Origin of the sequence: Streptomyces tagetis, assembly GCF_018069565.1 — a bacterium.
Lineage (GTDB): Bacteria > Actinomycetota > Actinomycetes > Streptomycetales > Streptomycetaceae > Streptomyces > Streptomyces tagetis.
This window is the reverse complement of sequence record NZ_JAGPNL010000002.1, coordinates 854,520-881,353: the sequence shown is the minus strand read 5'-3', so window position 1 is coordinate 881,353 and position 26,834 is coordinate 854,520. Positions and strand designations below refer to the sequence as shown.

The 26,834-nt window shown below is 74.0% G+C and carries 20 protein-coding genes; 19 read left to right on the top strand and 1 reads right to left on the bottom strand.

Features of this window, described 5'->3' with window-relative positions; genetic code table 11:
* The first annotated feature begins 196 nt into the window (after window positions 1-196).
* From J5Y05_RS11935 to J5Y05_RS32230, 7 genes are all read left to right on the top strand, one after another.
* Window positions 197-1,594 (top strand): ABC transporter substrate-binding protein, encoded by a 1,398-nt coding sequence (locus tag J5Y05_RS11935; protein WP_210871323.1) that lies wholly within the window; start codon window positions 197-199, stop codon window positions 1,592-1,594.
* A 125-nt stretch (window positions 1,595-1,719) separates the two neighbouring features.
* Complete coding sequence (locus J5Y05_RS11930) at window positions 1,720-3,195, top strand: aldehyde dehydrogenase family protein (RefSeq protein WP_210871321.1); 1,476 nt, start codon at window positions 1,720-1,722, stop codon at window positions 3,193-3,195.
* Window positions 3,196-3,356: 161 nt separating this feature from the next.
* Complete coding sequence (locus J5Y05_RS11925; RefSeq protein ID WP_210871319.1) at window positions 3,357-4,316, top strand: LysR family transcriptional regulator; 960 nt, start codon at window positions 3,357-3,359, stop codon at window positions 4,314-4,316.
* 207 nt (window positions 4,317-4,523) lie between these two features.
* Window positions 4,524-6,227, top strand: a complete 1,704-nt coding sequence (locus J5Y05_RS11920; RefSeq protein WP_210871317.1) for a dihydroxy-acid dehydratase domain-containing protein — start codon at window positions 4,524-4,526, stop codon at window positions 6,225-6,227.
* A gap of 30 nt (window positions 6,228-6,257) precedes the next feature.
* On the top strand, window positions 6,258-7,550 hold the full coding sequence (locus tag J5Y05_RS11915) for an FAD-dependent oxidoreductase (protein ID WP_210871315.1): 1,293 nt from the start codon (window positions 6,258-6,260) through the stop codon (window positions 7,548-7,550).
* Between the two features lie 139 nt (window positions 7,551-7,689).
* Window positions 7,690-8,991 (top strand): aconitase X, encoded by a 1,302-nt coding sequence (locus J5Y05_RS11910; protein WP_210871313.1) that lies wholly within the window; start codon window positions 7,690-7,692, stop codon window positions 8,989-8,991.
* The gene (locus J5Y05_RS32230) at window positions 8,988-9,431 is read left to right on the top strand and encodes an aconitase X swivel domain-containing protein (protein ID WP_210871311.1); all 444 of its coding nucleotides are present in this window, start codon (window positions 8,988-8,990) and stop codon (window positions 9,429-9,431) included. Before J5Y05_RS11910 ends, J5Y05_RS32230 begins: the two co-directional genes overlap by 4 nt.
* A gap of 146 nt (window positions 9,432-9,577) precedes the next feature.
* Here J5Y05_RS32230 and J5Y05_RS11900 read toward each other — a convergent pair whose 3' ends face one another.
* Window positions 9,578-10,294 carry a S1 family peptidase gene (locus J5Y05_RS11900; RefSeq protein WP_210871309.1) on the bottom strand — a complete coding sequence of 239 codons (717 nt, stop codon included), beginning with the start codon at window positions 10,292-10,294 and terminating at the stop codon, window positions 9,578-9,580.
* A 359-nt stretch (window positions 10,295-10,653) separates the two neighbouring features.
* Here J5Y05_RS11900 and J5Y05_RS11895 point away from each other — a divergent pair, with 359 nt between their 5' ends.
* The 12 genes from J5Y05_RS11895 to J5Y05_RS11840 all read left to right on the top strand — a co-directional run bounded on the left by J5Y05_RS11895 (window position 10,654) and on the right by J5Y05_RS11840 (window position 26,796).
* Complete coding sequence (locus J5Y05_RS11895; protein ID WP_210871306.1) at window positions 10,654-11,598, top strand: helix-turn-helix domain-containing protein; 945 nt, start codon at window positions 10,654-10,656, stop codon at window positions 11,596-11,598.
* 179 nt (window positions 11,599-11,777) lie between these two features.
* Complete coding sequence (locus tag J5Y05_RS11890) at window positions 11,778-13,904, top strand: AfsR/SARP family transcriptional regulator (RefSeq protein WP_210871305.1); 2,127 nt, start codon at window positions 11,778-11,780, stop codon at window positions 13,902-13,904.
* Window positions 13,905-14,144: 240 nt separating this feature from the next.
* Window positions 14,145-14,363 (top strand): hypothetical protein, encoded by a 219-nt coding sequence (locus J5Y05_RS11885; RefSeq protein ID WP_210871302.1) that lies wholly within the window; start codon window positions 14,145-14,147, stop codon window positions 14,361-14,363.
* A 322-nt stretch (window positions 14,364-14,685) separates the two neighbouring features.
* On the top strand, window positions 14,686-15,927 hold the full coding sequence (locus tag J5Y05_RS11880; RefSeq protein WP_247614440.1) for an IS701 family transposase: 1,242 nt from the start codon (window positions 14,686-14,688) through the stop codon (window positions 15,925-15,927).
* Window positions 15,928-16,407: 480 nt separating this feature from the next.
* Entirely contained in the window at window positions 16,408-17,952 is a 1,545-nt protein-coding gene (locus tag J5Y05_RS11875; protein WP_307853856.1) for a carboxylesterase/lipase family protein, read from the top strand.
* 413 nt (window positions 17,953-18,365) lie between these two features.
* A complete protein-coding gene (locus J5Y05_RS11870) occupies window positions 18,366-19,535 on the top strand; it encodes a 3-deoxy-7-phosphoheptulonate synthase (RefSeq protein WP_281730728.1) in 1,170 nt (389 codons plus the stop codon).
* A 61-nt stretch (window positions 19,536-19,596) separates the two neighbouring features.
* Complete coding sequence (locus J5Y05_RS11865) at window positions 19,597-20,367, top strand: 2,3-dihydro-2,3-dihydroxybenzoate dehydrogenase (protein WP_210871296.1); 771 nt, start codon at window positions 19,597-19,599, stop codon at window positions 20,365-20,367.
* 98 nt (window positions 20,368-20,465) lie between these two features.
* Complete coding sequence (locus tag J5Y05_RS11860) at window positions 20,466-21,089, top strand: isochorismatase family protein (protein WP_210871294.1); 624 nt, start codon at window positions 20,466-20,468, stop codon at window positions 21,087-21,089.
* A complete protein-coding gene (locus J5Y05_RS11855) occupies window positions 21,086-23,008 on the top strand; it encodes an anthranilate synthase family protein (RefSeq protein ID WP_210871292.1) in 1,923 nt (640 codons plus the stop codon). The genes J5Y05_RS11860 and J5Y05_RS11855 overlap by 4 nt, the downstream gene beginning before the upstream one ends.
* Before the next feature lie 156 nt (window positions 23,009-23,164).
* Window positions 23,165-24,220, top strand: coding sequence for a 3-oxoacyl-ACP synthase III family protein (locus J5Y05_RS11850; protein WP_210871291.1), 1,056 nt, complete (start codon window positions 23,165-23,167; stop codon window positions 24,218-24,220).
* 11 nt (window positions 24,221-24,231) lie between these two features.
* Window positions 24,232-25,032, top strand: a complete 801-nt coding sequence (locus J5Y05_RS11845; protein ID WP_210871289.1) for an arylamine N-acetyltransferase family protein — start codon at window positions 24,232-24,234, stop codon at window positions 25,030-25,032.
* Window positions 25,033-25,035: 3 nt separating this feature from the next.
* Entirely contained in the window at window positions 25,036-26,796 is a 1,761-nt protein-coding gene (locus J5Y05_RS11840; RefSeq protein WP_247614439.1) for an FAD-dependent oxidoreductase, read from the top strand.
* The last annotated feature ends 38 nt before the right edge of the window (window positions 26,797-26,834 follow it).

The window sequence follows — 26,834 nt, the reverse complement described above, 5'->3', positions numbered from 1 at the left end:
CAGCACTTCCACTGTTTTCCGTTCCGGGACCGGGCGCGGCGTTCCGGGCGGCCGGGGCCGTCGTCCCGTCCGGGCGCTGACGGCCGTCTCGGCCGTGGTCGCCCTGGCCACGGGCCTCAGTGCCTGCGGCGGCTCCGGCGGCTCCGGCGGGGATTCCGCCGGCGGCGGTCGGAGCACCCTCACCCTCGGTGTCGGCATGCAGTTCGCGGACTTCGACCCGTACAACGGGGCGCCGGAGAACAACATCATCGCCGGCACGCTCTACTCGAACCTGATCGAGTACGACAAGGACCTGACGCCGAAGCCGGACGTGGCCACCGAGTGGACGATGGCGCCGGACCGAAGATCGGTCACCATCACCCTGCGCGAGACGACGTTCGGGGACAAGACTCCCCTGACCGCGGCGGACGTGGTCGAGGGCGTCAAGCGGGCGACCGATCCCAAGACGGCGCTGACGGTGGGCGGGGTCTCCTCGTTCATCGACTCCGCGCAGGCCGTCGACGACCACTCGGTCAAGGTCACCTTCAAGGAGCCCACCGGCGAGGACCGGGTCCTGGACTGGATGTTCTACTTCCCGGTCGTGAAGTCCGGCGGCAACGACCCGGAGAAGCTCAAGACGCAGCCGGCCGGCTCGGGCCCCTACCTGCTCGACTCCTACCAGCCCGGCGACCGGATGGTCCTCAAGGCGAACCCGGACTACTACGACGCCGCCAAGGTGAGCGTGAAGAAGGTCGTCTACCAGTTCTTCAACGACCAGGACAGCCTGGTGGCCGCCTTGCAGTCCGGTGACGTGGACGGCACCGCCTTCCAGGAGCTGCGCTACGACCAGCAGCTCAAGGGCCGTTACCAGCTCATCGACGGCTCCGAGTCGGCCGCCACCATGCTCTTCTACCTCAACCCGACCAAGGCGCCCTTCGACGACGCCGACTGCCGCCGCGCGGTCATGCGTGCCGTCGACCGCGACAAGATCCTCCAGGCGGTCCAGGGCAAGACCGGCACCACGGTCCCCGGCCCGTTCCCGCCGTCCTCGCCGGCGTACGACGCGTCGCTGATGGACGAGGTCGGCTTCGACGCGGCGGCGGCCAAGTCCGGTATCGCCGCCTCGTGTTCCACCAAGAGCGCGACCGCGGTCGTGCAGCCCTCCCCCGGTGTCTCCCAGGGGCTGACCATCGTGCAGGCCGACCTGGCCGCGGCCGGGTTCGACCTCAGGCTGCAGAACGTCGACAGCGCCAACTTCGCCACCCAGTTGCGGGCCGGCAAGGTGCAGACGGCGATGTTCATCACCGTCAACCCGTTCCGCAGCCCGGCCAGTCTGGCCACCAACCGCGGCTTCAGCGGCGGTGAGGGCAACTACTGGTGGTTCGGCAAGGGCGTCCCGGAGAACTACCAAAAGGCGCTGACCGCGGTGCAGCAGGCCATCACCGACGACCAGCAGAAGGCGGCCAACGACCAGTTCAACCGGGCGCTGCTGGAGGCGTCGTGGACGACCGGGATCTACACCCAGATCAACCGGTTCGCCATGGCCGACCACGTCAAGGGCTTCCGGGTCAACCCGGTCAACCACCTCATCCTCGACGACGTCACCGTCGGCTGACGACGCAGACCCGGCAGCACCCGCCGTATCCGCGGTCTATCCGCGGTATCCGCGGTATTCATCCACCCGAACCGACGCAGCGACCTCGCCGGAGTGCCGACCGGAGGGGAAAGGAGCACGACGACATGCTGGAGCGCATCGCCGCGGGCGACATCCTGGCCGACGCCCTGACCCGGGGCACCCTCCTGGCCGGCGGGACCTGGCGGCCGGCGGCCGGCCGGGACACCATCGAGGTCCGTGACCCGGCCTCGGGCGGGGTGCTGGCCGCCGTCGCCCGGGGCCGGGCCGGCGACGTCGATGTGGCCGTCGGCGCCGCCGCGGACGCCCTGGCCTCCTGGCGCGGGCTGAGCCCGGCCACCCGCGCCGACCTCCTGCGTGCCTGGGCCGACCTGGTCGAGGCGCGGGGGGCCGACGTGGACGCGCTCGAACGCCTCGACGTGGGCCGCCCGGCCGGGGCGCCGCCCGCGCTGGGCGCGTCCATCCGGTACTTCGCCGGGCTCGTCGACAAGGTGCACGGGCGGTCGCTGCCCACCCGGTCGCAGACGACGCTCGCGCTGACCGTCCGCGAGCCCTACGGGGTGGTCGGCTCGATCATCCCGTGGAACGCGCCCGCCTCGGCGTTCGTCAACGACGTGGCGCCCGCGATCGGCGCCGGCAACACGATCGTCGTCAAGCCGTCCGAGGAGGCGCCGCTGGCCCCGCTGCTGCTGGCCCGGCTCGCCCTGGAGGCCGGGATACCGCCCGGTGTCGTCAACGTCGTCACCGGGTACGGGGCGGAGGCCGGGGCGGCGCTCGCCGGCCACGCGGGCATCGGGCGGATGAGCTTCACCGGCTCCCCGCAGACCGGGCGGTCGGTGATGGCCGCCTGCGCGCGCAACATCACCCCCCTCCATCTCGAACTGGGCGGCAAGACGCCCCAGGTCGTCTTCGCCGACGCCGACCTGGAGGCGGCTCTGCCGCATCTGGTCAAGAGCATCACCTTCAACACCGGCCAGATCTGTGTCGCCGGCTCCCGCGTCGTCGTCGAGCGGGCGGTCCACGCCGAGCTGGTCGAACGCCTCACCCGGGCCTTCGAGCAGATCCGTATCGGCACCTGGGACCAGGCCGCCGACATGGGGCCCCTCATCAGCGCCCGCCAACTGGAGCGGGTGCGCGGCTACATCGAGGCCGGTGTCGAGGAGGGCGCCCGCCTGGTCACCGGGGGCGCCGGCCGGCCCGACGGTGTCCCGGCCGGCGGGCACTTCGTGCGGCCCACCCTCTTCGACCACGTCGACCCCGCCATGCGCATCGCCCAGGAGGAGATCTTCGGGCCCGTCCTCGCGGTCATCCCCGTCGACGGCGAGAGCGAGGCCGTCGACGTCGCCAACGACACCCCCTACGGGCTCGCCGCCTCCGTGTGGACGCGGGACGTGGGGCGCGCGGTGCGGGTGAGCCGGGCGGTCCAGGCCGGCCACGTCCACGTCAACACCGTCGGCTCCGCCGGCGTCATCGGAGCCCCCTTCGGCGGCTACAAGAACTCCGGCTTCGGCCGCACCCTCGGCCTCGACGCGGTGGAGGAATACACCCAGACCAAGACGATCTCGTTCGACGGGAGTCTGTGATGGCGGCCGGACGGGACGGACCTCACAACACCGCGGAAACCATCCGCACCAGGGATAACATCCGCCGAAGCGGGCCTCTCCGGCCCGTCGCGGCTGGGCACAAGGCGCCCATGGCGGACTCGCGTACGGCCGCTGAGCCGATCCCGGGAGCACGCACCGCCATGTCGCCGCTGGCCGACCTCGACCTCAACCTCGTCGTCTTCCTCCGCGAACTGCTCGCCGAACGCAATGTGACGCGGGCCGCGCAGCGGATCGGCGTGACCCAGCCCGCGGCCAGCGCGGCACTGAAAAGGCTGCGCCGGCACTTCGGCGACGACCTGCTCACCCGCACCCTGGACGGCTACGAGCTGACCCTGCTGGGCACCCAGCTCGCCGCCCAGGTCGAACCGGTCCACATCGCCCTGGAACAGCTCTTCGCCACCACCAGCGGTTTCGACCCGCTCTCCACCGAACGTGAATTCAGCGTCCTGGTCGCGGACTACGCCGCCTTCGTCATCGGCAACCCCCTCGCCCGGCGTCTGGCCGCGCAGACGCCCCGGGCCCGCCTGCACCTGACCACCGTCCGGGAGACGATGACCACCCACGTCAGCCGGTCGGTGAAGGTCATGGACGCCGTCATCGCGCCCCCCGTCCGCCAGCTCCAGGTCTCCGAGGTCCGTTCCCGGCCCCTGTTCACCGACGAATGGGTCTGCCTCGTCGACGCCGGCACCGACATCCCCGACCGGCCCGGCCGCGAGGACCTCGCCGCCCGCTCCTGGGTCCTGCCCTACCACCGCGGCGGCGCCTCGGTCTCCGACGCCCCCGCCACCCGCTTCCTGGACCGGATCGGCATCCGGCCCCACGTCGCCGTCCGCGTCGAGAGCTACGTCCTGGTCCCCCTGCTGGTGGCGGGCACCGACCGCATCGCCCTCGTCCAGCGCCGGCTGGCCGAGCACCACCTCGCCCAGGGCCTGCCCGTCCGTATCCTCCCCGTCCCCTGCGAACACCGCACCATCGAGGAACACCTGTGGTGGCACGAGCGGTTCGACGACGACCCCGCCCACCAGTGGTTCCGCGAGGCCCTGTCCGCCGCCGCCACCGCCATCCCCCGCCCCAAGACCGAGGACCGCCCCGCCCCCTGACCCGCCGGCACCGGCCGCCCGCCCCACACCGGGCCCCGGGACCGCCGGCCCCCGCCGAGCACACCGGCCGTCGTCGACGAGGACACGGCACACGCACCAGATCCGGGCCCACGGCCGGTCCGGCCGCCGCCGTGGCACACGGCGGACCGGGCCCACCGCCCCGCCCCGGGGCGGCCTTGGCCACCGAGCCGCCGAGAACGAGGAAGAGTGAGCGAATTGTCCACCGAGCCGCGGAGCAACCATCCGATCGGGTCCTCCCGCTGGGCGACGACGCGTACGCAGTGGAAGGCGCTGGGGTACGACGACGAGGAGATCCGCCGGCCCAAGATCGCCATCGTCAACTCCTCCTCCGGGCTGGCCCCGTGCTTCGCCCACCTGGACGCGATCGCCGAGACCGTCCGGGCCTCGGTGTACGCGGCCGGCGGGCTGGGGTTCGAGATCCGCACCGTCGCGCCGACCGACTTCGTGATGGCCGCCGGACGCGGCGGCGGCTATGTGCTCTCCGGCCGCGATCTGGTCTCCTACGACATCGAGGCCGTCGTCGAGGGCGCCATGCTCGACGGGATGATCTGCCTGGCCTCGTGCGACAAGACCACTCCCGGCCAGCTCATGGCCGCCGCCCGCACCGACGTGCCCACCGTGATCGTCGCCTGCGGCTACCAGAGCTGCGGGACCCTGGACGACGGCCGCCGCGTGGACATCGAGGAAGTCTTCGTCGACGCGGGCAGACTCGCCGCCGGCGCCATCACCTTCGACGACCTGTGCCAGATGTCCGACCGGGCCATCACCGGCCCCGGCGTCTGCCAGGGCATGGGCACCGCCAACACCATGCACATCGTCGCCGAGGCCCTCGGCATGACCGGCCCCGGCACCACCCCCACCCGGGCCAACAGCGACACCATGTGGCAGGCGGCCGAGGCCGCGGGCCCGGCCGTCATCGCCGCCATCGCGGCGGACCTGCGGCCGAGCCGGGTGATGACCCCGGCCGCCTTCCGCAACGCGGTCACCGCCGTCATCGCGGTCAGCGGCTCCCTCAACGCGGTCAAGCACCTGGAGGCCATCGCCGCCGAGACCCCGCACGACATCGATGTCCACCGCCTCTTCGAGGAGATCGGACACGACAGCGGGCCGATCACCGCCATCCAGCCCAACGGCCCCACCACCATCGACGCGTTCGACGCCGCCGGCGGCACCCGCGCCGTGCTCCGCCGGCTCGGCGACAGGATCGACCGCACCGCCCTCACCGTCACCGGCGCCCTGCTGGGCGACGCCCTCGACCAGGCCCCCGTCGACGACGCCGTCATCCACGCCGAGCCGCTGCGCGCCCAGTCCACCATCGTCGTCATGCGCGGCAGCCTCTGCCCCGACTCCGGCATCGTGAAACTGTCGGTGACCGAGGACCGGGCCCGCACCTTCACCGGCCCGGCCCGTGTCCACGAGTCCGCGCCCCAGGCCACCGAGGCCATCGAACGCGGCGAGGTCCGGCCCGGCGAGGTCCTGGTCCTGCGCGGACTCGGCGTCACCGGCACCCCCGGCATGGGCATGGCCTCCAGCGTCGTCTTCGCCCTGCACGCCGCCGGACTGAGCGAACAGGTCGCCTTCGTCACCGACGGGCAGCTCTCCGGCCTCGTCAACAAGGGCATCGTCGTCGGCGAGATCTCCCCCGAAGGCGCCGTACCCGGACCGCTCGGCATCGTCCGCGACGGCGACCTCATCGCCATCGACGTCGCCCGCCGCAGCGCCGACCTCCTCATCGACGACAGCGAACGCGACCACCGCCTGCGCACCTGGGCCCAGACCCGCCCGCCGCAGACCTGGCCGGCCCGCCCCGGCTCCTGGCTCGGCGTCTACAGCGGCGCGGTCGAACCACTCGACCGCGGCGCGACGCTGCGCCGGACCGCCGCCGACTGACCCACCACCCTGCTGGAAGAGACCACCACCATGCCCCACGCCCTGACCGACCTCGTCGTCCACACGGTCACCAAGCCCCAGGACACCCCCACCGAACGCCTCGATGCCGACATCCTCGTCGTCGGCGCCGGCATCGCCGGCCTCTCGGCCGCCATCCAGGCCCGCCGCCTGGGCCGCGACGTCGTCCTCGTCGACGCCCTGCCCGTCCTCGGCGGCCAGTGCGTCAACTCCATGATCGGCCTGTTCTGCGGCGTCTACGGCAACGCCCCCGACTACCGCCAGCTCACCCACGGCATCTTCGACGAGATCTTCCCCGCCCTGGAGAAGACCGGCGACATCCACTACAACCGCACCCACACCCAGACCGTCACCTACGACGAAGTCGCCCTGGGCCGCTGGTTCGAGAACACCGTCGAGGCCCTCGGCATCCGCACCGTCCTCGGCGCCAGCGTCAACGGCGTCGCCCTCGACGGCGGCGTCATCGAACGCGTCGACCTCGCCACCCGCTACGGCCCCGTCGCCGTCACCGCCCGCGGCGTCGTCGACGCCACCGGCGACGCCGCCCTCGCCTGGGAGGCGGGCCTGCCCTGCCGCGTCCCCGACCGCACCGTCTGGGGCTCCCAGCAGATACGCCTGGAGGGCCTGGACGAGACCGCCCGCCCCGAACCCGCCGAACTCGTCGCCCGCGTCGACGAGAAGGCATCCCAGTACGGTCTCGTCCGCCGCGACGGACTCGCCTTCTTCTTCCCCGGCCGCAACACCGCCGTGATGAACATGACCCACGTCGAAGCGCCCCTGACCCCCGTCGAGGCCACCACCGCCCAGCTCCAGGGCCGCGCCCAGGCCGACCGCGTCGTCTCCTTCCTGCGCCGCGAGTTCCCCGCCGCGTTCAAGAACGCCCGCGTCCGCGCCTACGGATTCCCCGGCCGCCGCCAGACCCGCTGGCTCGCCGCCGTCCACCAGCTCACCCTCGACGAGGTCCGCGACCAGACCCGCTTCGAGGACACCATCGCCCGCACCTCATGGCCCGTCGAACTCCACGACCGCGTCGAAGGCTACGTCTGGGAGACCTTCGGCCCCGACCACGTCCACCACATCCCCCTGCGCAGCATGCTCTCCCCCCACGCCCACAACCTCGTCGCCGCCGGCCGCTGCGTCGACGGCGACGCCGCCGCCCTCTCCAGCGTCCGCGTGATGGGCCCCTGCTCCGCCATGGGCAGCGCCGCCGCCCACGCCCTCGACCTCACCCTCGACGGACCCAGCGTCCACCACGTCGACCTCACCGCCCTGAACGACCGCGTCCGCGAGAACACCGACGACTAGGGGCCGTTCTTCCGGATGCGCGCCGCGGACCCACGCGGCCCGGCACACACCCCACCCGGGCGGGCCGGGACACACCGTCCGCGCGCGACGCCGTCCACGGCACAGGCCCCAGCGCGACAGCAGTGAGGAGAACCACCGAATGGTCGCCCTGACCGACGAAGACAAGGCCATGCGCGACGGCCGCGACGGCGACGCCGTCGCCGCCGCCATGGACCTGCTCATCCGCTACGCCGACGCCCTCGGCGCCGAGGAGTTCTGCGACACCCGCAACGTCGCCGGCACCAACACCCAGCCCTCCCCCGCCAAAGCCCGCCTCGTCCGCGAAGGCGGCTGGGCCAGGGCCTTCTCCGTCCTCAGCCTCGACAGCGACACCACCGTCGACGTCCCCCGCATGAAGGTCCCCACCTGCCAGCTCCAGCACGGCTTCGGCGACGACGCGCTCGGCATCATGCCCTACCCCGAGGAGAACATCCGCCTCCAGGCCGACGCCGAGTCCTTCTACAGCGCCAAGGGCGTCAACATCCTCGCCACCTGCACCCCCTACCAGGCCGGCAACGTCCCCGCCTACGGCGAACACATCGCCTGGATGGAATCCTCCGCCGTCGTCTACGCCAACTCCGTCCTGGGCGCCCGCACCAACTGCGAAGGCGGCGCCTCCACCGGATCGGCCTCCCTCACCGGCCGCATCCCCTGCTGGGGCAACCACCACACCGAAAACCGCTACGGCACCCACCACATCGAGGCCACCGTCCCCATCGACAGCTTCCACGAATGGGGCATGCTCGGCTACTTCACCGGCGACGCCGTCCAGGAAGCCCGCCCCGTCATCACCGGCAGCCTCCACCCCGCCGGCCTCGCCGACCTCAAACACTTCGGCGCCGCCGCCGCCACCTCAGGCGGCGTGGAGATGTACCACATCCCCGGCCGCACCCCCGACGCCCCCACCCTCCAGGCCGCGTTCGGCACCACACCCCCGCCCCCGCCCCTGCGCTACGGACCCGAGGAACGCCGCGCCGTCCACGAACAGCTCAACTCCCTCGGCACCAGCACCGACGTCGACTTCGTCCTCCTGGGCTGCCCCCACGCCTCCCTCGACCAGATCGGCCGGATCGCCCACCTCCTGGAAGACCGCACCCTCTCCCCCCACACCGAACTGTGGATCATGACCCCCCTGGCCCTGCGCACCGTCGCCGACCGCAACGGCTGGACCGCCACCATCGAACGCGCCGGCGGACGCCTCCTGACCGACTCCTGCCCCGCCATGTCCCGCACCGCCCCCGCCGGCACCCGCGTCTTCGCCACCGACTCCGCCAAACAAGCCCACTACCTCCCCGCCATCCTCGGCATCGAAGCCTGGTACGGCACCACCGAGGAGTGCGTCGACGCCGCCCTCACCGGCCGCTGGACCGGCCACCTCACACCCCCCGCGGACACCCCATGACCCCCACACCCCACCCCCCGCGCCTGGTCATCCACGGCCGCGGCATCGTCCCCGGCCGCGTCCACGGCCAGGCCCTCGTCTCCCCCGCCACCATCAGCGGCTGGGGCGGCATCGACGCCGCCACCGGCACCATCACCGAACGCCGCCACCCCCTCAGCGGCGTCTGCTTCACCGGCAAGATCCTCGTCTTCCCCGGCGCGAAGGGCTCCTCCGGCTGGGCCGGCCACTTCCAGGCCACCCGCCTCCACCACACCGCCCCCCTCGCCATGGTCATCACCAACCTCACCACCAAAGCCGCCCTCGGCGCCCTCCTCACCCGCGTCCCCACCCTCACCGAGCCCACCCACGACCCCCTCGCCCACATCACCACCGGCGACTGGCTCACCCTCGACGCCGACACCGGCACCCTCACCATCCACCCACGGCACACCGGCTCCTAGACCCACCGACGGCCCGGCACGGCCCGGAGGGAACGTGGGCGGCGGGCGGCCGTCAACGGGTGCGGGGCCCTCGCCGTGGTCGGTGAGGGCCCCGGGACACCGGGCGCAGACGCGGGCAGGGGCACGGGCGGGGGCGGGGGTGGGGGTCAGACGCCGGCGACGGACTGTATCCAGGACCGGTAGGCGGTCACGTTGGTGTAGGCGGTGGTCGTCTGGCGGTCGCTGGTGGAAGCGACGCCGACCTGGACGCCGTTGGCCATCATCGGGCCGCCGGAGTCGCCGCCGGCGGTGATGCCGTTGCCCCGGTAGGCGCAGATCGCGGAGCCGCCGTAGGCGTCCGAACAGCCGCTGGTGACCGTGACGTCGGCGACCTTCAGGTAGCGGGACTGGCAGTTGATCTCGGAGCCGCACCGGGAGGTGGCGCCCCAGCCGTAGACCTGCACGCTCTGGCCCACCCGTACGGTGCCCGGCAGGCCCAGGCTCGCGTAGGTCCCCGGCACGGAACGGTCGAGGCGGACGAGGGCCAGGTCCGCGCCGTGGGTGTAGGTCTGGACGCCGTTGGCGAGGGTGCCGCCGCCGTACTGGTCCAGGCTGCCGATACGGAAGGACAGCCCGCCGCCGCTGACACAGTGTCTGGCGGTGAGAATCCAGGTCGGGGCGATGATCGTCGCCGAGCAGGTCTCCTGGCCGTTCGAGTACAGCCGGGCCGCCCACGGGCCGCTGGAGGCGTTGCCCCCGCCGATGATGGGCTGCGGACCGAGGCCGCCGGGAGGCACCGGCGCCGCCAGCGCGGCCGGGGTGAACAGGGCGAGTACGGATATCACTGCCGCCACGAGAGCGGGCACGAGCCGTGGTGTGCGCAAGGTTCCTCGATCCGGAAGGCACGTCGGTCGGACGTGGGCGGAATGGGGCGGCCCCGGCCTCGTGGGCCGCGGCCGTGACGCAGACCGGGAGACGACCCACCGGCCTCTCGCCATGGACATGACCGTACGGGGGAAGCCGTGCGCGGACCACTAACGCCTGGCCCGTACCGGCGCGTTATGGCGCGGCCCCGCGCGGGGGCGGGGTGCCGCGCGGGGATGCGGCCGTGACTCATCGAAGGCTCCGATAAGAGTCGGATACCAGCATGCAGGTATGTTTTGATGGGGGTGGGTGACGGGGCACCCGCACGACGACGCGCTCCGTCCTTCCCTCGGTGCACGGACGGACGGAGGTTGACGCGGTGCCACGCCTCGACGAACCGAAGCGCGAACACCGGCCCGCCGCCGCGGCCGGTGCCCTGCCCGCCGGTCACGGCGGGGTGCAGATCGTCAGGGGCCACGACGAGCCGCTCGACGCGACGGTGAGGACCCATCAGTTCGGCGGGGTACGGGTCTCGCTGGTCACCGGCGGGCCCACGGAACTGGTGCGGCCCAGCCGGCAGATCGACCCGCGCACCGACGGCTGCCTGCGGGTGTGCCGGCCGCTGAGCGGCGGCGTCTGGGTCTTCCAGGACGGCCGGCACGGCAGCGTGCGGGCTCCCGAGCTGATCTGCTTCGACAGCACCCGGCCCTACAAGGTGGTCATGCCGGAGAACTTCCGCATGGTCGACGTCACGGTCCGCCACCGGCTGGTCGGACTGACCGCCGCCGAGGCCGAACCGCTCACCGCCCGGCCCTGGCCCGGCACCGAGGGACTGGCCGCGCTGGTCTCCTCGCTGCTGCGGGGACTGGGCCGGCACGGCAGGGAGGTCGAGACCGCCGTCGACCTCCTGGGGGGCAGCGTCGCGGGACTGACCGCCGCGCTCTTCGCCGAACGGATGCGGCAGGTCGCCGAGGACCCCCAGGTCGCCCGGCAGGCGCTGATGCTGCACATCCAGGCCCACGTCCGCGAGCGGCTGGCCGAACCCGCACTGAGCCCGGTGAGCATCGCCCGCGCGCACAACATCTCGCTGCGCTACCTCCAGAAGATCTTCCAGGAACACGGGATCAGCCCGGCCCGCTGGGTCCGCGACGAGCGGCTCGCCCGCTGCCGTGCCGAACTCGCCGACCCCGCCCTGGACCACCTGCCGGTCGCACTCGTCGGGGAACGGGCCGGCCTGTACGGGGCCTCCCACTTCAGCCGGCTGTTCAGGGACCGCTACGGGATCACGCCGCGCGAGTACCGCAGGAAACGGGGGCGGGCATGACGGCGCCCGGGAGCCTCCCGTCCCGGCGGCGGGCCGGTGCGCGGGCCGGTGCGCGGGCCGCGGGCCGGGAGCCGCCGCTTCGGGAACGGCCCGTACGGGGGCCGTCCGTGCCCGGCCCCGTGCGGGGGCAGCCGTCCGTGCCGGGGCGGTGGGCGCAACGGCCCGCCGCGCGGCAGGAGATGAACCGTGATGGCCACCGTGCCGGGGGCGTCGTCGACGAGGTGGACGACGTGACCGCGGCACCGGCCGGGAAGGAAGACGCGATGAACGACACCGCCCCCGCCGCGGCGGACGAAGGCGCGCTGCGGATCGGGGTGCTCGGCGTCCTCGAGGTCCGCTCGCGGGAAGAGGACCGCACCCCGACCGCCCCCATGGCGCGGCGCGCGATGGCCCTGCTCCTGCTCAACGCCAACCGTCTGGTGTCGACCTCGGCCCTCATCGAGGAGCTGTGGGAGTTCGCGCCGCCGCGGCTGGCCCGCAAGACCGTCCAGACGTACGTCTACCAGATCCGCAAGGCGCTGCGGTGCCCCGGTTCGCCGTCCGAGCGGGTCCGTACGGGGCCCGGGGGTTACCGGCTGGAGCTGCGGCCGGGCGAACTGGACCTGTGGGAGTTCGAGCACCTGGTGGCGCGGGCGCGGACCGCGCTCGGCGAGGGTGACGCGCGCGGTGCGGCGGCGCTGCTGCGGCAGGCGCTCGCGCTGTGGCGGGGGGAGCCGTTCGCGGGGCTGGAGAGCGGGCCGCTGCTCGCGGCGCAGATCGCGCAGATGGCCGATGCGCGGCTGGGCGCGCTGGAGTCACGGATCACCGCCGATCTCCAGCTCGGGCGCCACCGTGCTCTGGTGGGCGAGTTGCGGCAGGTCACCGGGGACCATCCGCTCAACGAGGAGTTCGCCGCGCAGTTGATGCTCGCCGCGCACCGGTCGGGGCAGCGTGCGGTGGCGTTGGAGGCGTTCGCGCGGCTGCGGCGCCGTCTCGTCGACGAGCTGGGCATCGAACCGTCGGAGCGGTTGCAGAGGTTGCAGCGGGACGTGCTGAGTGAGGCGCTGCCGTCGGGGCCGGCGCCCGCGCCGGTGGCGGTGGCGGAGGCCGTGGCGGCGCCGGGGGGTGCGGGGGCGGTGCCGTCCGTTTCGTACGGGTCCTCGGTGTCCTCGGTGTCCTCGGTGGGTGGGGTGGAGGGTGCTGCCGGCGGGGCGGGCGGGGTGGGGGCGGTGCGCGGGCGGCTGCCGCTGGACACGCCGGACTTCACCGGGCGGGTGCCGGAGCTGGAGCGGCTGGCCGTGCTCGCGGGCGAGGAGAGCGGTGGTCCCCGTGTCGTGGTGGTGCTGGGGCCGGCCGGGGTGGGCAAGAGCGCCCTGGCCGTGCGCGGGGCGCACCGGTTGGCCGGCGGGTTCCCGGACGGGGTGCTGCACGTGCGGCTGCACGATGACGAGGACCGGCCGCGGCAGGGGCCGGCCGTGCTGCGGGCGCTGCTGCGGGACTGCGGGTTCGATCCGGCCGTCCTGCCCGGTCAGACCGACGAACTGGCGGGGATGTTCCGGTCGTTCAGTGCCGGGCGGGCGCTGCTGGTGCTGCTGGACGATGCCGCGGGCACCGATCAGGTGCTGCCGTTGCTGCCGGCCGACGGGCACAGTCTCGCGCTGGTGACCTCGCGGGTCCGGCTGCCGGGGCTGCCGGGGGCGCGGTCGTTGTCGCTGGGGCCGTTGTCGGCCGGGGACGCGGCCGTCTTCTTCACCCGGGTCGCCGGGGCCGAGCGCGTGGCGCCGGGCGGGGAGATGCTGCGGGAGGTGACGCGGCTGATGGGTGACTTCCCGCTCTCCTTGCGCGCGGTGGGCGAGAAGTTCGCGGCCCGTCCCATGTGGACGCTTCCGGATCTGGCCCGCGGGCTGGTGGACGAGGGGCATCTGGCGGCGGAGCTGCACGACGAGGCGTGCGATGTGCTGGCGCGGACGGCCGGGGCGGTGGCCCGGCTGCCCAGGGCGCTGCGGCGGGCGCTGGCGCTGCTGGCGGCGGCCGGGGCGGCGCCCTTCGGTATCGCGGGGGCGCGGGGGCTGCTGGGCGGGGACACCTGGGGCGTGCAGTCCGTGGTGGGCCGGCTCCTGGACCACCACGTGGTGGTGATGGTGGACCGGGCCGAGGCGACGGGTCCGTCCGGTCCGGTGGAGGCGTCGGACGTCCTGTTCCGGGTGCCGGATCTGATCCGGATGTCGCTGCCCTCGCCCGACGACGCGGAGCTGCGTGTCCTGCCGGGGGCCGGAGGGAATCTGGGAAGCCGTTCGGTGGCCGGGGTACTGACCGCGTCGGGGTGAACGGGGCGGGTGGGGCGGGTGGTTCGGGCGGGCCGTGCGGGAGGTGCAGGCCGTTCGGGTCGGGCGGGAGGGGCGGGCCGGGTGGTCCCGCCGGGCTGGGCGGGCCGGGGCGGCCAGGTGGTCCCGGTGGGCCGGGGTGGGGCTTGGAGGAGGCTTCACCCGGCCTGGACCGCCCGGGGCGAGGCTGGCCGCCGCGCGGGGCCCGTGTCGGTGCGGTGCTCCCCCGCAGGAGGAGGCGGCATGCGGCAGGAGTACGAGGCGCTACCGGCGCGCTGGCTGATGGTGCCGGCCGGACTGGAGATCGAGCTGGACCCGCCGGGCGGGGCCTGCCGCCGCTGCGGCGGGCCCCGCCCGGCCCCGGCGGCATCGCCCCCGCCGCCGCGGGGCGGCACGCCCGGCCGGCCGCCGGGGCGGGCGGTCCCGGTGCGGGAGCCGGCGGCGCCGGAGGGACGCCGGTGAGCGGTACGCCGTACCCGGACGCGGCGCGCGGCGCGCGGCCGGCGGCCGGCGTTGGCGGGGCCCGGGGCGGGCCTGCCGTACCGGGCGGGCTGTCTCGGGCGGGCTGTTTCGGGCGGCCGGGCCGGGCGGGCCCGCCGGGCCGGGCTCCGTCCACGCCGGTGGTGGCTCCGTCCGGGGCCGCCCCGGGTCTCCGCGGCCCGGGGCGGGCGCCGGGCGCGGGCGGTGTCGTACCGGGCCGGCCTGGGGGTTTCCCGCGCCTTGGCCCTGCCTTGGACGACCGCTCCGAGTCTGCTGGCGAGGCATATCGAGCGAGGGGGATGGGATGCAGACCAGGCTGCGCATACGCACGGCGGACCACAGACGCCTGACGGACCGTGAGCCGCCCTGCCCGGCGCCTGAGGCGTCGTCCCGGCAGGGCGTGCTGGAGGAACTGGGGCCGGTGCTCTTCGCGTCCCTGCCGCGCAGCGACCAGCGGCGCCGGGGAGCGGAGTACGTGCAGGGGCTGCTCGGCGTCGAGGGCCGCAAGTCGATACGGAACATCTCGTCCCTGTTCGGCGGGGAGGCGGCGGAGCAGAGCCTGCACCATTTCATCAGCGGTTCCACGTGGGACTGGCGGCCGGTGCGGCGGGCCCTGGCCCGGTATGTGGAGGAGAGTGCCCCGGCGCGTGCCTATGTGCTGCGGCCGATGGTGATCCCGAAGGCCGGTGACAGTTCGGTCGGTGTCGACCGCCGGTTCTGCCCCAGTCGCGGCCAGGTGATGAACGCCCAGCAGGCGGTGGGCGTGTGGGCGGTGTCCGAGGAGCACGGCGTGCCGGTCAACTGGCGGCTGCACCTGCCGGAGACCTGGCTGGAGGACGCGAGCCGGCGCCGGCAGGCGGCCATTCCGGAGAACGTGCTGCCGGAGGCGCTGGACCAGTGCGCGGTGGAGGCTTATCTGCGGATCACCCGGGACTGGGGGCTGCCGGTGCGTCCGGCGGTGATGGACGCCCGCGAGTGTGATGTGCCGGGCATGGTGCGCCGGTTGCAGGCGGCGGGGGCGCCGCTGCTGCTGCGGGTCGGGGCGGGGCTGCGGCTGACCGCGGTCGATCCGGGGCTGCCGCGCAGTGCCTGCGACACGGAGGTGACGGCGCACCGGTTGATGCTGATGGCCCGTCCGCTGCGCCAGCCGGTCATACGGCGGCGGCCCGGTCCGGGCGGGGGGACCGTGCACGCGGATCTGACGGCGGCGGTCCGGGTGCGGCTGCCCCGGCGCTCGTCCCGGCGGCCCTCGTGGTGCCGTGATCTGGTGCTGCTGGGGGTGGGGCAGAGCGGCGGGCGCTGGCCGGCCGAGCTGTGGCTGACCGATGTGAGCGAGTTGCACCCCGTCGGGCAGTTGCGGCTGAGCCGGCTGGCCGAGCGGGTGGAGCGGGACTTCGCCGGGATCGCCGAGGAGGTGGGCATCCGGGATTTCTCCGGCCGCTCCTTCAGCGGCTGGCACCGGCACGCCACCCTCGCCTCGGCGGCCCACGCGGTCGCGGTGCTCTCCGGTACGGCGGAGCCGGCGGCGGCGCGGGAGTCGGCGTGAGGGGGCGCGGGGGTGGTGGCCGGGGGTGCCGGGCGGGGTTCTGTGTGTGCGGGGGTGACGCAGGAGCGGGGTGGGCGGCGGTGGGAAGGCGGCCGTAGACCGGTCCGGGACGGGCGGCCGGCCGGATTGCGGGCGGCGCGCAGTGTACGTACCGGGCCGGGGCCTGTCAGCCGGGTTCCGTGGCGGTCCGTCAGCTCGGCGGGGCGCGCGGCCGGCGAGCTGACGGACCCTGCCCGGTAGCTGACGTATTGCCGGGGCGGTCTTTGGAGAGCCCCGAACCGGCGGCACACGATCGGCGCACCAACTCGTCCGAGTGCCGAGGAGTGCGCCATGACCAGCCAGCCGCAGAGAGCCGGTGGGCCGCCGGGTACGTCCGCCGTCGTCACGGGCCCGTCCCGCCCCCGCGCCGCGTCCGGTTCGCGGTCCGGGTCGCGGTCCAGGTCGCGGTCCGGGTCGCGGTCCGGGTCCGGGTCGCGGGTCGTGGTGCGGACGTCGGGCGGGCTGGTGGCGGGCGAGCGGGCCGGGGGCGTGTCCGTCTTCCGCGGCGTGCCCTACGCCCGGCCGCCGCTGGCCGCTCTGCGTTTCGCCTCCCCCCGGCCGCCGGTGCCCTGGCGCGGGGTGCGTGAGGCGCGGCGCTTGCCCGGCGTCTCCTTCCAGTCCGTCATCCCCAGCCGTCCGGTGCCGCCCGGCAGTGAGGACTCGCTGTACGCGCATGTGTGGACGCCCGGTACCGAGGGCAGGCGGCCCGTGCTGGTGTACATCCACGGCGGGGGGTGGCAGGCCGGGGCCGGCAGCATGCCCGTCTACGACGGGGCCCGCCTGGCCGAGCGGGGCGACCTCGTCGTCGTCACCTTCAACTACCGGCTCGGTCCGCTCGGTTTCGGTCTGCACGAGGATCTCGCCGACCCGGAGACCGGGCACTTCGCCAACTGGGGGTTGCAGGACCAGGAGGCGCTGCTGCGCTGGGTGCGTGCCAACGCCGCGGCCTTCGGCGGGGACCCGGGTGAGATCACCGTGTGCGGCACCTCCGCGGGCGGGGCCAGTGCCTGGCAACTGGCCCTGCTGCCGGGGCTTGAGGGGGTGGTCCGGCGCATCGTGTCCATCAGCCCCAGTCATGTCACCCCGCCCGCCACCGCCCTGACCCCGCAGGATTCCCGGAGGGTCTACGAGGCGGTCGCCGGCCGGCTGGGCACGACGGTCGCCGGGCTGCGCGGGGTGGCGGCGGGCGCGCTCACCGCGGCCTGGGACGAGGTGTTCGCGCCGGAGCCCGGCGAGCGGATCGTGGCCAGCGGTCGCTGGTACCGCGGCCCGGTCGTGGACGGGCGGACCATGCCCGGCCCCGACCATCTGCTGGCGACGCCGCGGGTTCCGGTGCTGTCCGTGCACACCCGTACCGAGGGCTCCTTCTACACCGGCCCCGGCTCCCCGCGGCCCCTGCCCGTCCCGCGGGGGGAGAGCGAGTTGCGGCGGGCGGTACGGGACGTGCTGGACCTGGGCCGGCCGGGTGCGGGCGACGGCCTCGCGGGGGCGTGCCTGACGGCCTACCGGGATGCCGCCCGGGAGGCGGGGCTGCCCGTGGACCCGCTGTCGCTGTGGACGGAGATCTGGGGCGACGCGTTCTTCCGGCACCAGATCGTCCGGTTCGCGGAGCGTCACGCGCGTGTGGGCGAGGCCCCGCTGTACGCGATGGAGTTCGCGCACCCGGTGCGTGCGCCGCATTTCGGCACCCCGCACGAGGCGACCTCGCCGTTCCTGTTCGGCACGCACCGGCTGCCGCAGTTCGCCGGGGTCTTCGGTGACGGGCCCGTGGAGCGGCTGCTGTCCGATGTCTTCGTCGACGTGGTGGCCGCCTTCGCCCGTACGTCCGTGCCGCACACTCCCCACACCGGTGGCTGGCCGCCGTTCACGCCCGAGGCGCCCAGCACGCTCGTGCTGGGCGGGCCCGGCGTCGTCGAGGTGGCCCGTACCCCGAAACTCGCCCAACTGGCGTTCTGGGACGCGGTGGACTGGGCGCCGCGGCCCTGACCGGCACCGGTTGCCGTGTGTTCGACGCGTTCTGGTGCCCGGCTCTCCGAGTCGGCCGGGCCGGGCGGGGGGTTTCCGCCGGTCCCGCTCTCCTCCGGCGGCGTCCGGGCCGTCCGTGCCCCGTGCCCACCCCGCCCTGTCCTGTCCTGCTCCGGCATGCCCTCCTCCGGCCCGGCCCCGGCGTCCCCCGCTCCTCCCCGCCCCCTCCCTGCTCGTCCCCGCTCGCCCCTGCTCGTTCCCGCTCGTCCCTTGTCTCCCTGTCTTCGCCCTGGCCTCCTCAGCCCCTCCCGGCACCGTCCTCCCCCTTTTTTTCTTCGCTTCCTTTCCGTCAGGTCCGTTCCGCCGACGGCCGCGTACCGCGCTGCCGCCTTCTGTGTCTGGAGACACCCATGGACGATTTCCTCTCCGATTCCCTGTCCGACGCCCTGATCGACATCGAGCTGAAGCCCGCCGCGCAGCAGCCGCAGTGGGACGACGCGGACCAGGTGCGCCGGGTCCGCTCGGACCTGGCCGCCCGCCCGGCGCTGGTGCGGACGGAGGACGTGCGTGCCCTGCGCGGCCACCTGGCGCGGGTGGCGGCCGGTGAGGCGCTCGTGGTGCAGGCCGGGGACTGCGCGGAGAACCCCGACGAGTGCACCGCCGCGCACGTCGCCCGCAAGGCGGCGGTGCTGGACGTGCTCGCCGGGACGCTGCGGCTGATCACCGGCAAGCCCGTGCTGCGCGTGGGCCGTATCGCCGGGCAGTTCACCAAGCCGCGCTCGCGCGCCACCGAGCAGGTCGGTGGCGCCGAACTGCCCGTCTACCGGGGGCACATGGTCAACGATCCCGGTCCCACCGCCGAGAGCCGCCGTCCCGACCCGCTGCGGCTGCTGACCGGGTACATGGCGGCCGACGAGGCGATGCGCCATCTCGGCCGGCACCGGCTCGCCGGTCCCCAGCGCATCGACCCGGCGGTGTGGACCAGCCACGAGGCGCTGCTGCTCGACTACGAGGTGCCGTTGCTGCGGCACGAGGACGACGGTCTGCTGCTGTCGTCCACGCACTGGCCGTGGATCGGGGAGCGCACGCGCCGGCCGGACGGCGCGCATGTCGCCCTGCTGGCCGGGGTGGTCAACCCGGTCTCCTGCAAGATCGGGCCGCGCACCACCCCCGCGGAGCTGCTGGAGCTGTGCGGGCGGCTGGACCCGCGGCGCGAGCCGGGGCGGCTGACCCTCATCGCCCGGATGGGTGCCGGGACGGTGGGCGAGGCGCTGCCCCCGCTGGTCGAGGCGGTGCGCGCGGCCGGGCATCCGGTGGTCTGGCTCACCGACCCGCTGCACGCCAACACCGTCGGCGCTCCGGGCGGGTTCAAGACCCGCTATGTGCGGGATGCCGTGCGCGAGGTCGTCGCCTTCCATCACGCGGTCGTCCGGCACGGTGGCACGGCGGGCGGGCTGCACCTGGAGACGACGCCGGACGCCGTCCTGGAGTGCGTCGAGGACGCGCGTGAGGCCCATCTGGTCGGTGACGCCTACAAGACCTTCTGCGACCCGCGTCTCAACGTCGACCAGGCCGTCCGCGTGGTGTCGGCCTGGCGCCGGTGAGCGGCCCGTTCCCGTACATGACAGTCCTCTGCCCGCAGGGCATGTGAAGGAGAGGCACGACATGGAGAACAGACTGGCCCTGGTCACCGGGGCCGCCGGCGGTATCGGCGCGGCCGTCGCCCGCGCGCTGGGTGAGCAGGGTGTCGCGGTGGCCGCGGTCGACCGCGACGCCGGCCGGCTCGGCGAGGTGGCGGAAAAGCTCGGCGCGGACGGGCTGGCGGTGGCCCCGTTCCCGGCCGATGTCACCGACAGTTCCTCGGTGGAGGCGGTCGTCGGGGAGATCGAGCGGCGTCTTGGCCCCATCGAGTACCTCGTCAACGCCGCCGGTGTGCTGCGGCTGGGCGAGACGACGTCGTTCAGCGACGACGACTGGAACCGTACGTTCGCCGTCAACGCGACCGGTGTCTTCCACCTGTCGCGGGCGGTGGCCTGTCGTATGGTGCCGCGCCGGCGCGGTGCGGTGGTCACCGTCGCCTCCAACGCGGCGGCGACGCCCCGGACGGGGATGGCCGCCTATGCCGCGTCCAAGGCGGCGGCGGAGATGTTCACCAAGAGCCTGGGCCTGGAGGTGGCCCCGTACGGCATCCGCTGCAACATCGTCGCGCCCGGGTCCACCGACACGCCGATGCTCAGTTCCATGTGGCGGGACGAGGCCGGGCCGCGGGCCACGCTCGCGGGGTGTCCCGAGGCGTTCCGGGTGGGGATTCCGCTGGGCAAGCTGGCGCGGCCGGCGGATGTGGCGCAGGCCGTGGCGTTCCTGCTGTCCGACCGGGCCTCGCACGTCACCCTGCACACCCTGACCGTCGACGGCGGTGCCGCGCTCGGCGCGTGAGGTGCCGGCGCGGCCCGCCCCACGGCCCGCGTCCCGCTTCGTCTGCCCGCCGCTTTTGCCCCTCCCCGTATCCGAGGTGAAAGGACACCCAGCCCGTCATGGCCGGTCTTGCCCCCATCGCGTCGTATCCCCTGCCCACCGCGGCCGAACTGCCCGCGAACACCGCGACGTGGGTCCCCGACCCGCAGCGCGCGGTCCTCCTCGTCCACGACATGCAGCGCTACTTCCTTCAGCCGTTCGCCGAGCCGTTGCGCGGCCGGCTCGTGCACAACGCGGCCGAGCTGCGCGAACGCTGCGCGGAACTCGGTGTCCCGGTCGCCTACACGGCGCAGCCCGGTGGCATGAACACCCATCAGCGGGGTCTGCTGAAGGACTTCTGGGGTCCGGGCATGCGCACGGCCCCCGCCGACCGGGCGGTGGTCGGCGATCTGGCTCCCCGGGAGGGCGACTGGCTGGTGACCAAGTGGCGCTACAGCGCCTTCCACCACAGCGACCTGCTGGCCCGGATGCGGTTCCACCAGCGTGACCAGTTGATCGTGTGCGGAATCTACGCTCACGTCGGGGTGCTGGTCAGCGCCGTGGAGGCGTTCAGCCACGACATCGAGACGTTTCTGGTCGCCGACGCCGTCGCCGACTTCAGCGAGGACCACCACCGGATGGCCCTCCAGTACGCGGCGGCGCGCTGCGCGGCCGTCACCACCGCCAAGGAGGTCTTCGCATGACCGGCGCCCGGCCCGGCTCCCCCGGCGGGGGCGGCCTGCTCGATGTGATCCTCGGTCCCACTCCCCCGCCGTTCGCGCTGCTGTACCGGCCCGAGGCGACGGGTGCGGGGGTGCTGGACGTCGTCGTCGGTGAGGTGTCCCATCCCGCGGTCCTGGACGCCGTACCGCTGCCGGGGCCGGGGCCGGTGCCCGGGGCGCCGCGGCACGACGTGCTGGCCCTGGTGCCCTACCGGCAGATCGCCGAGCGCGGTTTCGACGGCCACGACGACGGCACGCCCCTGGTGGCGCTGCGCATCACCGCCCAGGAGACGGCGGCGGTGGCGGATGTGCTGCAGCGGCTGCCCGACGAGCCCATCCGTACCTCGGGTGCCCGCTTCGACCTGGACGACGACGCCTACGCCGAGACGGTGCGCCGGATCGTCGCCGACGAGATCGGCACCGGCCAGGGCGCCAACTTCGTCATCAAGCGGACCCTGACCGTGGACATCACCGACTACACGCCGCGGTCCGCGCTGACCTTCTTCCGGCGGCTGATGGAGCGTGAGAAGGGCGCGTACTGGACGTTTTTGGTGCACACCGGGGAGCGGACCCTGGTGGGGGCGACGCCGGAGCGGCACATCAGCGTGGACGGCGGAAGGGCGGTGATGAATCCGGTCAGCGGCACCTACCGCTATCCGGAGAGCGGGCCGACGCTGCCGGAGGTGATGGATTTCCTGGCCGACCGCAAGGAGGCCGACGAGCTGTACATGGTGGTGGACGAGGAGCTGAAGATGATGGCCCGGATCTGCCCGGGGGGCGGCCGGGTGAGGGGTCCCTTCCTCAAGGAGATGGCCCGTCTGGCCCACACCGAGTACGTCATCGAGGGGCGTACGGACAGTGATCCGCGGCGGGTCCTGCGCGAGACGCTGTTCGCGCCGACGGTGACGGGTTCGCCGCTGGAGAGCGCCTGCCGGGTCATCGGCCGCTACGAGCGCGAGGGCCGCGGCTACTACAGCGGGGTGCTGGCGCTGATGGGGCGTGATGCGCGGGGCGGGTCGTTCCTGGACTCGGCGATCTGTATCCGCACCGCGGACATCGACCGGGCGGGGCGGGCCGGTATCGGGGTGGGGGCGACGCTGGTGCGTCATTCCGATCCGCGTGCGGAGGCGGCCGAGACCCGGGCCAAGGCGGCGGGGCTGCTGGCCGCGCTGGGGGGTGAGGGGGCGTCGCGGTTCGCGGCGCATCCGCGGGTGCGGCAGGCGTTGCGGAGGCGCAACGACACCATCGCCGGGTTCTGGCTGGCCGGTGCCGGGCCCGCGGCCCCGTCCGGTGTGCCGGCCGTCGGGGCGGGGCGGCGGGTGCTGGTGGTGGACGCGGAGGACACGTTCACCTCGATGATCGGGCACCAACTGCGGTGTCTGGGGCTTGAGGTGACGGTCGCGCGGTTCGACGAGCCCTACGATCCCGGCGGCCACGATCTGGTGGTGATGGGTCCGGGGCCCGGTGACCCGCGGGATCTGGGCCATCCCAAGATCGCCCATCTGGACGGGGCGGTGGGCCGGCTCCTGGCGGGGCGGCGGCCGTTTGTGGCGATCTGTCTCAGCCATCAGGTGCTCAGCCGGCGGCTCGGTCTGGAGGTGGTGCGCAGGGCCGTGCCCCACCAGGGCGTCCAGCGTGACGTGGACCTGTTCGGCCGGCGGGAGCGGGTGGGGTTCTACAACACGTTCGCCGCCGTGGCGGGCGGGGACACGGTGCGGGCGGACGGGGTGGGTGTCGTCGAGGTGGCCCGTGATCCGGTCAGCGGCGAGGTGCACGCCCTGCGCGGGCCGCACTTCGCGTCGCTGCAGTTCCATCCCGAGTCGGTGCTGACCCAGAACGGGGTGGGCATCACCGGTGAGCTGGTGGGCGGCCTGCTGGCCGCGGTGCCGCTGGCCGCCTGAGGCCGTCCGGCGGCCGGCCCCGGTGCGGGCCGGCCGCCATCTGACGTACTGCCCGGGGACCTGACGGGTTCACCGGCCGTGCTTTGCCGCGGGCCGGGCCTGATCGGGAGCATCTGCTCGCGAAGAGGCCCGCACTCCCAACGAAGGGTCACACACATGATCACCACGGGTACGGCCGGGGCGGGCCGGGCTCCGGCCGGTATCGCGATCCGGGGGACGGGGTCCTGTCTGCCCTCCCACGTGGTCGGCAACGACGAGGTTGCGGCGGCGGCCGGGGTCAGCGACGAGTGGATTCGGGGCAAGACCGGGATACGCGCCCGGCGCCGCGCCAAGGCCGACGAGGCGACCTCGGACCTGGCCGCCGCGGCGGGCCGGGCCGCGATGGAGTCCGCCGGTGTCACCGCCGCCGACCTGTCGCTGATCGTCGTGGCGACGTCGACGCCCGACCAGCCGCAGCCCCCCACCGCGAGCGTGGTCGCCGACCTGCTCGGCGCGGGCCACGGTGCCGCCGCCTTCGACGTCAACACCGTGTGCAGCGGCTTCGTGTTCGCCCTGAACGCCGCCGAACACATCCTGGCCGGTTCCGGTTCCTCCTACGCGCTGGTCATCGGCGCGGACATCTACTCCCGCATCCTCGACCCCGCCGACCGGCGCACGGCGATCCTCTTCGGTGACGGGGCGGGCGCGGTCGTCCTGGGTCCGGCCCGCGGCGGGCGGGGGCTGCTGGCGGGGCGGCTGGCCGGGTTCGGTGCCGAACGCGACCTGATCGAGGTGGCGGCCGGCGGCAGCCGGCTGCCGGCCAGCGCCGAGACCCTCGCCGCGGGCCGGCACTACTTCACCATGAACGGGCGCGGGGTGCGTGATTTCGTCGCCGCCACCGTCGCCCCGGCCATCGGCGACTTCGTCCGGGAGGCGGGCTTCGGCCCCGGCGACGTCGACCACTTCGTGCCCCACCAGGCCAACGGGCGGATGCTGGAGGAGCTGTCGGCCACGCTCGGCATCGCGGCCGGCCGGACCCGTGTCACCTACGAGGATTTCGGCAACACCGGAGCCGCCTCGGTCCCCGTCACCCTCGACCATGCCGCCCGCTCGGGGCGGATGCGCGACGGGGACCTCGTCCTGCTGGCCGGTTTCGGCGGCGGCATGGCCCTGGGCCTGTCCCTGCTGCGCTGGCAGGCGCCCCGCCCCTCACACCGCACCCCGCACGTCTGAAGGAGACGGTCATGCTGGACGGCATCACCCACGACTACCTGCGCCGTATCGAAGCGAGCCGGCCCGAGCGGCCGGACGTGGCCGCACTACGCCACCTGATGGAGCGTCATCTGCTGTCGGTGCCCTTCGAGAACCTCGGCTACCACCTCGGCGAGGACGTCTTCATGGACGAACGCGTCCTGGACAAGATCGTCCACAAGAACCGCGGCGGCGGCTGCTACGAGGTCAACCCCGCCCTGTCGTTCCTGCTCACCTCGCTCGGCTACGAGGTCGACATCCTGCCGGGCTGGGTGCACCGCCCCGACGGGCTCGGCCCGTTCCTGGGCCACCTGGCGCTGCGGGTGAAGGCCGGCGGCGAGGACTGGCTGGTCGACGTCGGCTTCGGCCGCAACAGCCGCTTCCCGCTGCGCCTGGCCTCCCGCGAGCCGCAGCACGACCCGCACGGCGTCTACCAGTTGCACGACACCGGCGACGGCGCCGTCGACGTCCACCTGGGCGGCAGGCCCCTGTACCGGGTCGCGGAACGGCCGGTGCGCGTCGAGGACTTCGCGCCGACGCTGTGGTGGTACCGCACCTCGCCCGACTCCTCGTTCCTGCAGGCCGTGTTCTGTTCCGTGCGCACCCCCGACGGCCTGGTCACGCTCAAGGGCAACACGCACCTGAGCCGGGTCGCGGGCCGGGAGCGTTCCCGCAGCACCCTGGAGGGCGAGGCGCAGTCCCTGGCGGCGTACAAGGAACTGTTCGGGATCAGCCTGGACCATCTGCCCGAGGTGCCCGCCGGCGGTGTCACCACCGGTGTGCGGACGGACTGAGCGATGGGTGACAAGACGCGTACGGCGGCCGGTTTCGATGTCCTCGTGGTGGGCGCCGGTCCCTCCGGGCTGCTGACCGCGGTGGAGCTGATGCGCCGCGGCATACGGGTACGGGTGATCGACCGTGCCCCGCAGCCCTCGACGACGCCCAAGGCGCTGTCGGTGTGGCCGCGTGCCCTGGACATCCTGGAGGACGCCGGGCTCGGTGACGGTGTCCGGGCCGAGTCGGTGCGCATCAGCCGGCTCAGCTACTTCTCCGAGCGCACCCCGCTCGCCTCCTTCGCGCTGGACGAGGACAGCGCCTGCCGGGTGCTGCCGCAGCACGTGACCGAGCGGCTGCTCGCCGAGCGGCTGGCCGCGCTCGGCGGCAAGGTGGAGCGCGGGGTGCGGCTGCTGGCCCTGGAGGGCGTGGACTTCCGGGGCGGGCCGGGGGCCGGCGAGGGGGTCACCGCCGTCGTGGAACACGACGGCGCACGTCTCGAACGGATCTTCGCGCCGTACGTCGTGGGCGCCGACGGGGCGGGCAGCGCGGTGCGCGGCCAGCTCGGCATCGGCTTCCAGGGCAGTACCTACGAGATGGCGTTCGCCCTCGTCGACGCCCGTATCGAGGGGGAACTCCCCCCAGACGAGTGCCTGTTCTACCAGACGCCCAGCGGGGCGCTGGTGGTGGTGCCGATGCCCGGCGGCGTCTTCCGTTTCCTGTCGGTGATGCCGCGCGGGCGCGGCGAGGTCTCCCTGGAGCTGATGCGGGAGATCCTCCGTGAGCGCGGGCCGCGCGGGGTGCGGCTGACCGAGGCGGTGTGGCAGGCCGTCTTCCGGGTGCACGCCCGGCACGCCTCGGATTTCAGCGTCGGGCGGGTCTTCCTGGCCGGCGACGCGGCGCACGTGCACAGTCCGGCCGGCGGGCAGGGCATGAACAACGGCCTGCAGGACGCGCAGAACCTGGGCTGGAAGCTGGCCGCGGTCATCCGGAACGAGTCGCCTGCGGCGCTGCTGGCCGGCTACGGCGCCGAGCGGTCGGAGGCCACCCGGCAGATCGTGCGCGACACCGATCTGCAGACCCGGGCCTGGGTGGCCGGCAGCCGGGCCGCGGTCCTCGCCCGGGACACGGCGTTTCGGCTCCTGGACCGCACCGGCGTGGTCTCCCGGTTCTACACGCCGGTGATGGCCGGGCGGCGCCTCGCCTACCCGGCCGGGCGCGTGACGCAGCGGCCCTCGGGGCCGGCCGGCTGCCGGGTGCGGGGCCGTATCCCGGGCGGGCTGAAGGAGGGGGCCGTCTTCCCCCGGCGGCACGCCCTCGCCCACGGCATCGGCGGGCCCGGCGCCGACCCGCACGCGTGGGTGCTGGTGCTGGCGCCGCCCTCGGCCGCCTGGCGCGGCGAGGCGGGGCGGGTCGCCGCCGGTTACGGGGGGCTGGTGCGCACGGTGGAGCTGCGGCGCGGTGAGAGCGCCTTGGCCACCGGCTGCCGCAGCGCGGGGTACTGGCTGGTGCGGCCCGACGGGCATATCGCCGCCCACGGTCACCGGGCCGATCTCGGCCGTCTGGAGGCCGAGCTGAAATCCGTCCTGACCGGCGAGGAAACCCGGCGAAATACGAAACCCGGGAAATCCGCGGGCCTCGGGGAATCCGGGGACCTCGGGGAATCCGGGGACCTCGGGGACCTCGGGGAATCCGGGGAATCCGCGAGCCCTGTGGAGCACGGGGAGGGCGCGGCGGGTGCGGGGGTCTTGACGGGTGGCGGGAGGGCGGGTGGGGGGACTTGACATTAAACGCGGCGGGAGCTGCCGGCGGACATTCCCGA